The 12,668-nt window shown below is 48.7% G+C and carries 12 protein-coding genes; 9 read left to right on the top strand and 3 right to left on the bottom strand.

Annotation, left to right across the window (positions count from 1 at the left end):
- The first annotated feature begins 28 nt into the window (after positions 1 to 28).
- The 3 genes from ACU37H_RS17055 (at position 29) to ACU37H_RS17045 (ending at position 1,825) form a co-directional block, all read left to right on the top strand.
- Positions 29 to 625, top strand: a complete 597-nt coding sequence (locus tag ACU37H_RS17055; RefSeq protein WP_472704836.1) for a dihydrofolate reductase family protein — start codon at positions 29 to 31, stop codon at positions 623 to 625.
- 62 nt (positions 626 to 687) lie between these two features.
- Positions 688 to 1,041 carry a bleomycin resistance protein gene (locus ACU37H_RS17050; protein ID WP_472704838.1) on the top strand — a complete coding sequence of 118 codons (354 nt, stop codon included), beginning with the start codon at positions 688 to 690 and terminating at the stop codon, positions 1,039 to 1,041.
- 40 nt (positions 1,042 to 1,081) lie between these two features.
- The gene (locus tag ACU37H_RS17045) at positions 1,082 to 1,825 is read left to right on the top strand and encodes a DUF4184 family protein (protein ID WP_472704840.1); all 744 of its coding nucleotides are present in this window, start codon (positions 1,082 to 1,084) and stop codon (positions 1,823 to 1,825) included.
- A gap of 1 nt (position 1,826) precedes the next feature.
- Here ACU37H_RS17045 and ACU37H_RS17040 read toward each other — a convergent pair whose 3' ends face one another.
- From ACU37H_RS17040 to sppA, 3 genes are all read right to left on the bottom strand, one after another.
- Complete coding sequence (locus tag ACU37H_RS17040) at positions 1,827 to 2,315, bottom strand: SRPBCC family protein (protein WP_472704842.1); 489 nt, start codon at positions 2,313 to 2,315, stop codon at positions 1,827 to 1,829.
- A 32-nt stretch (positions 2,316 to 2,347) separates the two neighbouring features.
- Positions 2,348 to 3,448, bottom strand: a complete 1,101-nt coding sequence (locus ACU37H_RS17035; protein ID WP_472704844.1) for an ABC transporter permease — start codon at positions 3,446 to 3,448, stop codon at positions 2,348 to 2,350.
- Between the two features lie 82 nt (positions 3,449 to 3,530).
- Positions 3,531 to 5,285 carry a signal peptide peptidase SppA gene (sppA, locus tag ACU37H_RS17030; protein WP_472704846.1) on the bottom strand — a complete coding sequence of 585 codons (1,755 nt, stop codon included), beginning with the start codon at positions 5,283 to 5,285 and terminating at the stop codon, positions 3,531 to 3,533.
- A gap of 405 nt (positions 5,286 to 5,690) precedes the next feature.
- On the opposite strand from sppA, the gene folK reads away from it, so the two are divergent.
- The 6 genes from folK to proC all read left to right on the top strand — a co-directional run bounded on the left by folK (position 5,691) and on the right by proC (position 12,652).
- The gene (gene folK, locus ACU37H_RS17025; RefSeq protein WP_472704848.1) at positions 5,691 to 6,194 is read left to right on the top strand and encodes a 2-amino-4-hydroxy-6-hydroxymethyldihydropteridine diphosphokinase; all 504 of its coding nucleotides are present in this window, start codon (positions 5,691 to 5,693) and stop codon (positions 6,192 to 6,194) included.
- Between the two features lie 68 nt (positions 6,195 to 6,262).
- Positions 6,263 to 6,892, top strand: coding sequence for a deoxynucleoside kinase (locus tag ACU37H_RS17020; protein WP_472704850.1), 630 nt, complete (start codon positions 6,263 to 6,265; stop codon positions 6,890 to 6,892).
- Positions 6,893 to 7,006: 114 nt separating this feature from the next.
- Positions 7,007 to 8,290 (top strand): MFS transporter, encoded by a 1,284-nt coding sequence (locus ACU37H_RS17015; protein ID WP_472704852.1) that lies wholly within the window; start codon positions 7,007 to 7,009, stop codon positions 8,288 to 8,290.
- Positions 8,291 to 8,589: 299 nt separating this feature from the next.
- Positions 8,590 to 10,821 carry a phosphoribosylformylglycinamidine synthase subunit PurL gene (purL, locus tag ACU37H_RS17010; RefSeq protein ID WP_472704854.1) on the top strand — a complete coding sequence of 744 codons (2,232 nt, stop codon included), beginning with the start codon at positions 8,590 to 8,592 and terminating at the stop codon, positions 10,819 to 10,821.
- Positions 10,822 to 10,966: 145 nt separating this feature from the next.
- Positions 10,967 to 11,752, top strand: coding sequence for a DUF3050 domain-containing protein (locus tag ACU37H_RS17005; protein WP_472704856.1), 786 nt, complete (start codon positions 10,967 to 10,969; stop codon positions 11,750 to 11,752).
- A 105-nt stretch (positions 11,753 to 11,857) separates the two neighbouring features.
- Complete coding sequence (gene proC / locus ACU37H_RS17000) at positions 11,858 to 12,652, top strand: pyrroline-5-carboxylate reductase (RefSeq protein ID WP_472704858.1); 795 nt, start codon at positions 11,858 to 11,860, stop codon at positions 12,650 to 12,652.
- Positions 12,653 to 12,668 lie beyond the last annotated feature (16 nt).

Here is a 12,668-nt window from a genome sequence, read left to right as displayed (position 1 = left end):
GAACTTTATCTTCTATAAAATCTATTGTATGCGAAAATTAATCGTTATGTCAATGATCACGCTGGACGGCGTGATGCAAGGCCCCGGCGGACCGGAAGAAGATACGTCTGGCGGCTTCGAATATGGCGGCTGGGTTGCTCCTTATGATGACGACGTTTCCGGCAAAGTCATGGAAAAACTGATGCAGCCTGCGGATCTCCTGTTAGGCCGGAAAACTTTTGACATCTGGGAACATTACTGGCCCCAACATGCAGAGCATTGGCCCGGCATTAACGAGGTGACCAAATATGTATGCTCTACCACCAAGAGTGAGTCTGAATGGAATAACTGCGTTTTCCTGAACAGCCTCGCAGAAATTGAAAAGCTCAAAGCTTCCCAAGGCGCGGACATTCAAGTCTGGGGCAGTGGCGAGCTGGTACAAAGCCTTTTGGCTAACGACCTGGTGGATGAGTTCTGGTTGATGATCCACCCTTTAACGCTGGGCAAAGGGAAAAAATTGTTTGATCACGGACCGATCCCTGCCGCGTTTGTGTTAACAGAAAGTACAGTGACGCCGCGGGGTGTTATCTTTGCGCATTATCTTCGTGCCGGAGCAGTGGAAACGGGAACGGCAGGCGCCCAATAATGTGCAGCGGCTTTTATCGGGTGTAGGGTGTTCTGCAAGATCATTACATCAAAAAAACCAAGATGCTTACAGCCATTCATCCGAAATTGCCCATGCGGGACAAGGCCATTACCCGTAGCTTTTATCTCGCGAAGCTCGGCTTCCAGGAAATCGGAAGTGCGGACTTTGAGGATTACCTGATGATTAAAAGAGACCAGGTAGAAATTCATTTCTTTAAGTTCAAAGCGCTTGATCCGCAAGAGAATGATGGGCAGATCTATATCCGCACAACAGACATTGAGCAGCTTTACCGTGATCTATCAGACCAGGGCGCTATTCATCCCAATGGCCCGCTTCAGGCGAAGCCCTGGGGACAAAAAGAATTTTCAGTGCTGGACCCTGACAACAACCTGATCACCTTTGGTCAAAGCCTGTAACGGGTTGCACCTATAACTGTGAACGTTAAAACCATGAACGATGCCTTTTACTTTTTCTCATCCTGCTATCGTATTACCACTCGGTTATCTGCGAAAACCATGGATATCTTTAACAGGTCTGGTCGCAGGCAGCCTCACGCCTGATTTTGAATATTTCGTGCGGATGCGGGTGCAAAGCGATTACAGCCATACGATAGGCGGGCTATTCTGGTTGGATGTTCCCTTAGGGTTGCTGCTGACCTTTGTCTTTCATATAGTGGTTCGCGACAGTTTACTGGAGCATCTTCCTGCTGCCTTAAGATCAAGGCTTATCGTATTTAAAGGCTTTGATTGGATCCGGCATTTTAAAAAATATGGATTGGCGGTGCTCATTTCCCTGATCATCGGCGCAGGCTCACATATTTTCTGGGACAGCTTCACGCATAAAGAAGGGTTCTTTGTACAGCAGATCGCGGCATTACGCGAAGATGTAGTATTGTTTAATAAGCCCGTGCCTGTGTTTAGGATACTGCAACATTTGAGCACTCTGATCGGCGGTCTTATCATCGCCCTGGCTATTTATCGGCTTCCGCGTCGCAACGACGGGAAAGCTCCGGCTTTTTTACGATACTGGTTACTGGTAACAGGTCTGACATTAACCATCGTGTTTTTAAGAATAATAAGCGGCCTGGGGTTGCACCAATATGGAAACCTGATCGTGACCGGGATCAGTGCACTGTTAATTTCACTGGTCATCACGCCTTATCTGTCAGGCAGGAAGGCTGTCCCGCACCAAGATCATTAGATCACTTTTTCAATTGCTCCAATCCCTGCTGCAGTCTATCGCCATATCCCTTATCCAGCATCAGGCTGGAAAATTTTTCCCAGGGATACCACTTCAACTGGAAGTCCATATAGGCCTGCAGCGCCAGCGAATCATTCTTTTCATTTTTATTGAGCTGCCAGCCGGCGATCACCGGACGATCACCACGCGTCATATTCACCACAACTGTGCTGTCGGAAGATTCTGTCACTTTCAGTAAAATGCCATCTGCATTGGCTTTCACCACTTTTTCCTGGCTTTGTTCTGTGGCCGAAAACTGCACATTTTCAAAACCGGGATACCAGTTTTTCCAGCGCGAAAGGTCTCTCACCTCGTTTAACACGCTGTCTCTTCCATTCGCAATATGCACCATTCTCAATACCCTGATCTGCGAGGGGATAAAAAAGGCTACAATACAGGCGAGGACAAAAAAGACGACAATGCTCAATATAAAAAGACGGATATATTTCATGTACATATTTTTATTCTAAAGAAGTATCTCTCCTACTCCCATTTCATCACCTTCATAACGATCGCATATACAACAACGATCCAAAGTCCTAAAATACCAATCTCCTTCCAGCAGTCCCATAAATGCAGGCCTTCAAAAGATATCTTTCGCACTGCATTATTGAATTGCGTCAAAGGCAATAGCTGGCACAGGTCCTGTAGCCATTGTGGAAATACATCAATCGAGAAAAAAGTTCCGGATAATAAGATCTGGGGAAATCCAAAAAGGTTGATCAATAAAGGAATGCTGGTATCGCTCTTTGCCAGGCTGGCGAAGATCAATCCCACACCCATCAACAGGAACAACATATAGATGGTCATCACGATCATCTCGATGAAGGTTACAGCGCCGTTCACTAATGTAAAGTTCAGGAAGAAGTGGCCAAACAGGATCAGCACCACCACGTTAATGAGCTGGAAGACCAAGCGGCTCGCGCCGATGCCTATCAGGATATTGATCTTGCGGATCGGTGAAGCATAGAAACGCTTTAACACCAGCTGTTCCCGCAGGTTGAAGAACACGAAAGCAATTCCAAACATCGTGGCAAAAAGAATCGAGAATCCCAATTGGCCCGGCAACACGAAATCGATCTGGCGGTACTTTTTTCCGGGAACGATTTGGGGAACGAATGAATATTCCCTTTGCAACTGATGCGCCTCGTCCAGCTCAATCTGCAGCGCCTGGTAATCGAGGGTGCGCATCAGGTTGTACACGCTGCCACCACTGGCTTCGCTGGAAATAAGGTGCACCTTATAGTAAGACGTTGAGTCAGGATGTACCGGCTGAATGTTAATGACTGCTGCAATATTGCCTTTGATCAGGTCCTGGTTTTGTTTGGCCGTATCGCCTCCATAACGAATGATGTTCAACCGCGAACTGTTGACCATACTATCGTACAACATGTTCGTGGTATCACTGCCTTCGCGGATCGCCACTTTGTAAGGGCTGGGAGGCCGGTCGCTGAATGCACCGAAGATCAAAATGAAAATAATGGGAAACAAGAAGCTGAAGAATAAGGCTGACGGCTGACTGAAGATCGCTTTGAAGCTGGCTTTTGTCACGGCCCACAATGCTCTTGACTGACTATAGGACATGTAGAATGTAAAATTTCTGATTTAGGATGTCTGATGTCAAATGTATGATTTCTGATGTGTGATGGCTAGATATAACCGTGTTTTAACGAATGGTAAAATCAAACGGCAACCTGGTCTGTGCACCCTGCGTCATGTTTTTGATTTTAAGGAGCTGGCGATACACCCGGTAATAATCGTCCCCCAATTCTTTTTTAACAGTGGCTTCTGTCATGCCAATATCATTGCTACCCAGCAGCCGTTCCAGTAAACCGTCGGGCCTGGGATATTCCTTCACCTCGTATTTTGCGAGCTTTGCTCTTTTAGCGGCCGCAGCAATCGCCGTTTCCAGGCCGCCATGCGCATCTATCAGCCCCACTTCCTTTGCTCGCGTTCCGGTCCACACTCTTCCCTGCGCAATCGTTTCGATATAAGCGGTATCTTTTTCCCTGCCCTCGGCCACGCGCTGTTTAAAGTCTGCATAGATCTGCTCGATCCTCGTCTGCACCAGCTGCCGTTCCTGTTCGGTCATCGGGTGATCGATACTGCCCGCGTCAGCAAGCGGCCCGGTCTTCACGCCGTCGAAAGTCACGCCCAGCTTGTTTTTGAAGAAGCCGCTCATGTCAGGCACCACGCCAAATACGCCGATGGAGCCGGTGATGGTATTCTCCGAAGCAAAGATGCTGTCAGCCGCTGCTGATATATAATAACCACCTGAGGCGGCCACGTCGCCAAAGCTGACAATGAGCGGCTTTGCTTTTTTAGCAAGGGTCATTTCACGCCAGATATTTTCACTTGCCAATGCGCTGCCTCCGCCTGAGTTGACCCGCACAACAATGGCTTTAACCGATTTGTCCAGGCGCGCCTTGCGAAGCAGATCTACATAACGGGTGCTCCCGATATTATCCACTTCCCCTTGCCCGTCTACGATCTCTCCGGTAGCATAGATCAATGCAATATTATCCCCGCTTCCCTGCAGGTTCCGGTTCGCCGAGCGGTATTTTTCAATCGTTACAAAATTGATCTTTTTATCCGCCTCCACTTTCAGGCGGCTTTTAATTTCATCCTGGAGGCCATCGTCATATTTCACTCCGTCGATCAACTTATGAGTAACGGCATCTTCAGGAGTACGGATTACGCCGGTTACTGCCAGCTGATGCAATGTGGTTGTATCAACCTTGCGCATCTGCGCGGTCTTTGCCAGGAAATCATGGTAAATATCATTCAGCCATACTGTTGTCTGTAAGCGATTCGCATCGGTCATCTTTTCCGCGCGCAATGGCTCGGTAGCGCTCTTGAACTTTCCCGCATAAAATATTTGCGGACGAATCTCCAGTTTGTCCAAAGCCCCTTTAAGAAAAAAATAGTTCACACTAAAACCGACCCACTCAAAAATTCCTTTAGGGCTCACATATACTTTATCGGCGACGTTCGCAATGCTATAGGCCCTTTGAGACATCATGTCTGCATGAGCAATAATGAATTTTTTGGAAGCCTTAAAGTCCAGCAATGCTTTCCGGATCTCATCACTATTGCCAAAGCCATTTCCATTGCCGTTGGCTCTGAGCAAAATGCCCCCGATGTTTTTATCGTCGCGGGCCTTCTCGATCAGCCGGATCACATCATAGAAAGAAACTTTCTCTTCTAAAGATTCTGAAGCAATAACGGATCGGATATTGGTGATGGGTCGTTCTTCAAAGGTTTTACTGAGGTCGATTTCCAAAACGGATTTTTCCGCGATCACAGGCGCCTGGTCGGATAAAGCGCTTCCCATAATGCCGGCAAAGAAAAAGAACAACACCACACAAAACACGACTATTGCCAAAAATGCAGCGAGAAAAATTTTAAAAAAAGACTTCATCTGTTTATTTTTTATTGAATTTTATTTGTTAGATGCCCGCCTGACCGAAGGGGCAGGGAATGCGCATCAAAATGATCCCTGTTTCCGGTCTAATGCAGCCCGCTGATTTTTATGCTCCTTTCATTATTATTTCAGCTGATGATTAAACTGGTCAGCTACCAAATCGTTTCAGACTTTCCGCAGTTGATAAATTTTTTTTACAAAATGTATCAGGCCGTTCACTGCGATCAGCAAAAAAGTCAGATGCCTTCAGCTACTTCACGATACAATCGCCAAAATTAAAGATATTTACCGTCTGAACCATGATTAGAAGCGTAGGAAGCAGCAGACCGGCCCTCCAATAGCGGCCGGCGAATGATGACTCAACCGCAAACTGAAGCGCTATAAAAAAGAATATATTCAACTATGAGCCGTGATGTAAACCAGGTATTTCTCTTGCTCGGTACCAATCTGGGAGATAAGCAACAAAATCTGGAACAGGCGATACGCCTGATCCGCGAACGGGTGGGCGAAGTACACCAGGCATCAGCCATCTACGAAACAGCTCCCTGGGGCATCACAGATCAGCCCGCGTTCTATAACCAGGTGGTCAAAGTTATCACACCGCTGGACGCCCTGTCCACACTTCATACCATTCTCGCGATCGAAAAAGAGATGGGCCGGATCAGAACCGTTCAATACGGTGCAAGGATTGTCGATATCGATATATTATTTTTTAATGATGATATCATCCAGTCTCCCGCATTGACAGTGCCCCACCCCCGCATCGCCGAAAGAAATTTTGTGCTGGCTCCGCTGGCTGAAGTGGCCGGAAGCATGGTGCACCCCCAGCTACACCAAACCGCAGCAGAGCTCCTCCAGGCCAGCACCGACCTGTTAGCGGTAAAAAAAATCTCACCGCACGAGTGACAGCTTTATATTTGCAGACTGCCCCAGGCAAATAAAAGGAAAGCAATCGCTCAAACAGTTTCATAGACGTGCGTTACGAATTTATAACGATAGAAGGAAATATTGGTGTGGGAAAAACCACGCTGGCCACCGCATTAAGCCATCATTACAATGCTCGGCTGGTGCTGGAAGCCTTCGCCGACAACCCGTTTCTCCCTAAGTTTTACGATAACCCCAAACAATTCGCGTTTCCGCTTGAGCTGTTCTTTATGGCCGAAAGGTACAAGCAACTGCAGGAGATCCTGTTTCAGAAAAATATGTTTCAGCAGGTTACGGTTACGGACTATTTATTCAAGAAGTCGTTGTTGTTTGCCAAAGTAACGCTTAGCGAAGACGAGTTCAAACTCTACCAACGGCTGTTTGACATCGTGCAGCAACAGTTGATACAACCCGAAATCCTGATCTACCTTCATGCGCCAGTAAGAAAACTGCAGGAAAATATCCGTAAAAGACAACGGTCCTACGAGCAGCAGATCCCCGATGATTATTTGCTGAGCATACAGGAGACCTATCTGCAATATATCCGCCAGCTGCCCTTTCCTGTGCTGCTGGTAGATGCGTCCAATGCGGATTTCATCACGCATGATGAGCACCTGAAGATCATTTATGCAGCGCTGGAGCGAGACTACGAGCCGGGCATCCATCATGTGCATTTGTAATAAGCCCGACCCACCCGTTCACGCAGCAACCAACAAGGTCGCACTTCAACCTCCGACCTCCGACTTCCGACTTTTCATTATCAAAGCTGCACATTTCTTAATTTTGCGGCATTCATGACAAGCACATCCCCTTCCGAGGTACAGCTCACGAACGACCCTTTTGCAGCAGTACGCGTACCTGAATACAGAAATCTCATGATCGGCCGCTTCACCTTTGTAGCCGCCATGCGCATGATCACTACCGTCGTAGGATGGTGGATCTACCAGTTGACCAAAGACCCACTGGCGATCGGGCTGATCGGACTATCAGAAGTAATACCGGCTTTGTCCCTGGCTTTGTATTCCGGACATCGGGTGGATACCAATGATAAAAGAAAACTGATCCTTCGCGGCGTGACGGGCTACCTCATCGCAGCCCTAACCTTATTTACTTTATCCACCGAAAAAACACAGGAGCTACTGCACACTTCGCACATTGCCTGGTTCATTTACGGTGTCTTCTTTTTTACGGGTATCCTGAGATCTTTTGTAGGGCCCAGCTTCAGCGCGATGATCGCCACGATCGTACCCAAAAACCTGCTGCAAAACGCCACCACCTGGAACCAGGGCACCTGGCTGTCTGCTTCGGTAACGGGCCATGCGGTGGGTGGCTTCCTGATTGCAGGTCTGGGGATCAGCAGCACGCTGCTGGTGATTGCCACACTGATTTGCCTGAGCATCGTTGCCCTGTCCCGCTTAAAGCCCAAGCCGCCGATCAAGGTCGCTACGGCGGATGGCGCGGCACCGCCGGAAAAACGGACCTGGGAAAGTATAATGGAAGGCTTGTCTTTTGTGTTCCGCACCAAAGCCTTGCTGGCTGCGATGGCGTTGGATATGTTTGCCGTTTTATTTGGCGGCGCTGTGGCGATGATCCCTGTGTTTGCGAGCGATATTTTAAAAATTGGTCCCAAAGGCTTCGGCTGGCTGAATGCCGCCACGGATATCGGCGCGATCTTTATTGTGATCATATTGACACTCTGGCCCATGAAAAGCAACCAGGGCCGAAAAATGCTCATTGCGGTGGCCGGCTTCGGTACCTGCATCATCTTGTTTGGCCTTTCCAAGCTGTTCTGGCTATCCTTTAGCGTGCTGGTTATCGCCGGCATTCTCGATGGCGTGAGCGTGGTAGTTCGCGGCACTGTGATGCAATTGCTGACCCCGGATCATATGCGCGGCCGCGTGAGCAGTGTCAGCGGCATGTTCGTATTGAGCAGCAATGAATTAGGACAATTTGAAAGCGGCGTCATGTCGCGGGCCCTGGGCGTCATCCCTTCCGTCGTTTTTGGAGGTTGCATGACGCTGGCAGTGGTGATCACCACCTGGTTCAAGGCCCCTACCCTGCGTAAGTTCGAGTATTGACAGCCGCTACATTGTTAAAAAGTGTGGCCGGCCTGGGAAACGATGTTAAAGGCATTCATCAGATCCCGCTTTTTTGTGGATGCTTTGGCTCACCTGCTCCCAGCGGATGCACAATGTTTTTTGATTTTTTTACCGGCAGACCTCAAAGAAAATACACGGAGGGAAAGAAGCAAAAGTTATGCACCCCGCCTCCACTTTACCCGTGATAAGGTGAAAAATTTCATGTAAGTTTGCTGCTTTTTAAAGCTTAGCGGGGCGCAATCCTCCCGTTTTCAATTATACGCCTTAAGTAACAATTCATGGAAATAACAGTAAAAACCGCCGAACAATTACGACTGACAGCAGAAGAATTTGAGTTGATCCAGAAAAAACTGGGCCGTATGCCCAATTTTAACGAGCTCTGTGCCTTCTCCGCTATGTGGAGCGAGCATTGCAGCTATAAAAACTCGATCAAATGGCTTAAAACCCTGCCGCGTGAGGGAGGAAAAATGCTGGTGGCGGCCGGTGAGGAAAATGCGGGCCTGATGGATATCGGGGATGGCCTGGGTGTGGTGTTTAAGATTGAATCGCACAACCACCCTTCAGCGCTGGAACCATTTCAGGGCGCCGCCACCGGTGTAGGCGGTATTCACCGTGACATTTTTACGATGGGCGCCAGACCGATCGCGGCGCTGAACTCGCTTCGCTTCGGCCGTTTAGAGGAAGCTAAAACACAGCACCTCCTGGCGGGCGTCGTACACGGTATTGGTCATTACGGCAACTGCTTCGGGGTTCCCACGGTAGGCGGTGAAATCTATTTCGATAATTGTTATCACACCAATCCTTTGGTGAACGCGATGAGCGTAGGTATCGTAAAAACCGGCGAAACCGTTTCCGCAACGGCTGAAGGAACCGGCAATCCCGTCATGTTCGTAGGTAGTGCGACCGGGAAAGATGGTATCGGCGGCGCTTCTTTTGCTTCCGCAGATATCACTTCCGAAAGTGTACAGGAATTACCGGCCGTACAGGTGGGTGACCCCTTCCAGGAAAAGAAATTATTAGAAGCTTGCCTGGAAGTGATCCAGACCGGCGCGGTAGTAGGTATGCAGGACATGGGCGCTGCGGGGATCATTTGTTCTACTGCGGAAATGAGCGCCAAAGGCGGCGTGGGCATGAAGATCGACCTGGAAAAAGTACCTACCCGTCAGCAAAATATGAAAGCCTGGGAATTGTTATTGAGCGAAAGCCAGGAACGCATGTTGCTGGTAGCCGAGAAAGGCCGTGAAAAAGAAGTTGAAGCTGTTTTTGAAAAATGGGATCTTCCCTGCTCCGTGATCGGACATGTGACAGACGATGGTGTACTCAATTTTTATATGAACGGAGAGCTGGAAGCATCCATACCTGCTGAAGAGCTGGTGCTCGGTGGCGGCGCTCCGCAATATGACCGCGAATACAGAGAACCTAAATACCTGGCCGAGATCAACGCTTTTGATCCGGCTTCCGTGAAGCAACCCGGAGATCTGAAGATCGTGGCAGAAAGGATCATCTCCCTGCCGTCTATCGCATCCAAAAGGTGGATCTTCAACCAATACGATAGCATGGTGGGTACCGTGAATGCGTCTACCAATGCGCCTTCCGATGCTGCCATCGTGGTGGTGAAAGGCACGAAGAAAGGATTGGCAGTAACCACAGATTGTAACAGCCGGTATGTATACGCAGACCCTTACAAAGGCGCCATGATCGCCGTAAGCGAAGCGGCCCGGAATATTGTGTGCAGCGGCGGTGAGCCTCTCGGCGTTACCAACTGTCTGAATTTTGGTAACCCTTACGATCCTGAAGTATATTACCAGTTTGCCAACGCTATTAAAGGTATGGGTGATGCCTGCCGGAAGTTCAACACACCGGTAACTGGTGGGAACGTGAGCTTCTACAACCAGAACCCCGATGGTCCCGTGAACCCCACGCCTACTATTGGTATGGTGGGATTGCTGGAAGATATCGACAGCAAAATGACGCTTGGCTTCAAACGCGAGGGCGATGCGATTTATATATTAGGTCAACAAACAGATGATATCAACTCATCTGAGTATGTGTACCATGTTCACGGTGTGACGAAGTCGCCTGCGCCGCATTTTGAACTCGAAGATGAGTTTGCTTTGCAGCAAAACCTGTTGAGCCTTATCCAAAACAAACTGATCCAATCAGCGCACGATGTCAGCGAAGGCGGTGTGTTTGTAAACCTTTGTGAGAGTGGCTTTGTAAATGGCCTGGGCTTCAGCATCAGCAGCAGCAAGGATCTCCGCAAGGATGCATTCCTGTTCGGTGAAGGACAAAGCCGCGTGGTCGTAACGGTGGCAGCAGAAAATATTGCGGCGTTCGAAGCCGCGGCAGGCGCGATCCCTGTTACCAAGATCGGTGCGGTGACCAATAGCATGGTCAACGTGGACGGCGAAAACTGGGGTGATATTCAGAAATGGAAAAAGTTCTACGACACAGCCATTGAGCGGTACCTCAGCAAAGAAGCCGCGGCCGATGCGTTGAGCAGTCTTTAATCAATTCAAAAATACCCCTGAAAGGTCGAACGTATCATGAGAGATGTGAGGATGCAGGTGCATCTATGCTCATCTCCTCGTGTTCACCGTGCGACACTTCGGGCATATAACAGCCTTCTCTTAACAGAAAGCTTAAAGTCAGATCATGGAATTACCGTTACAACAGCTGCAACAAACCATAACTCCCCTGCGACAATCGATTGTCGATCACCAGGTATATCAGGTGATTAAAAATGTAGACGACCTGAAGATCTTCATGCAGTATCATGTATATGCCGTTTGGGATTTTATGTCATTGCTGAAATCTTTACAAAACAGCCTGACCTGCACTACCGTTCCCTGGTATCCTAAAGGTTCAGGGGACACCAGGCACCTGATCAATGAAATTGTGAACGGAGAAGAGTCTGACGTCGACATGAATGGCGAACGCAAAAGCCATTATGAGATGTACCTGGACGCGATGAAACAATGTGGCGCAGACACCCGGTCTATCGAAGTTTTCGTAGAAGAGCTGAAAGCATCGGGCGATCTTGAGGCAGCCTTTCAGAAGGCAGAAACGCCGGAAGCGGTCAAAGATTTTGTGCGTTTCACGTTCGATACCATTGGCGGCGGAAAAGATCATGTTCAATCGGCGGTATTCACCTTTGGCCGTGAAGACCTGATCCCGGACATGTTCCTTTCTATCATCAACGAGATTCACAAAAATCTGCCGGGAGAGATCTCTGTTTTTAAGTATTATATCGAACGGCATATTGAAGTGGATGGGGATCATCACAGCCAGCTGGCGCTGCAGATGACTTCCAGCTTATGCGGCGATGATGCTACATACTGGCAGGAAGCTACTGCGGCTACGGAACAATCATTACAACAAAGAAGCAGGCTCTGGGATGCGATCCACGCTGAGATACTTAAGAAAAACCAGGCGCAGTAATGGGTCAGACACAACAACTGATCAGCGTCCGGGCGCATCGGAAGGCAGCAGCAAACCAACCGGATATAATATATTTGCAGGCATTCATCCTTTAAATAAAACAAAGTGGCTCAAAAAATAGCAATCATCGGAGGGGGTAATTTAGGCACTGCTATCGCGCAAGGCCTTATCAATAGCGGGTTTTCAAATCCTGCTGCTATCACAATTACCAAAAGAAATATTTCTACCCTGAAAGGTGAGTTGCCAAAAACAGTGACCATCACCGACGACAATGTCGCCGCCACTGCCTCCAGCGAAGTGATCATCTTGGCTGTAAAGCCTTTCCAGATCGAAGGAGTGATGAAAATGATCGCCCCGGTGTTAACCAAAAAGCACGTGCTGATCTCCGTCATCACCGGCGTCACGGTTAGCGACCTGAAAGAAATGGCCCAAATCCAGCTGCCGGTATTTCGTGCTATGCCCAATACAGCCATCGCAATACGGGAAAGCATGACCTGCATCAGCTTTGATAATGCGTCAGACAAGCAAGTACAATTGGTGACTAAAATGTTCAATACGGTGGGCAAGGTTGCCGTGATCGACGACAAACTGATGGATGCGGCTACTGTACTCGGCGCCTGCGGAACGGCCTTTGCCTTGCGCTACGTGAGAGCCAATATCCAGGGAGGTATTGAAATTGGGTTTGATGCCAGAACGGCCAGCCTGATCGCAGCCCAGACGGTAAAAGGCGCTGCTGAATTATTGCTGGAACACGGCAGTCATCCCGAACAGGAAATTGATAAGGTAACCACTCCCAAAGGCTGCACGATCGTGGGGCTGAATGAAATGGAGCATCGGGGTTTCAGTTCTTCCCTGATCAGAGGTGTCATTACCAGCTACAAGAAAATAGCAAAGGATTAAGGTTTCCCCTGAGCCT

The sequence above is a fragment of the Niabella sp. ZPM-14 genome, assembly GCF_055693045.2.
Note: the sequence above shows the minus strand (reverse complement) of the source record. Positions and strands in the feature narration are given on the sequence as shown.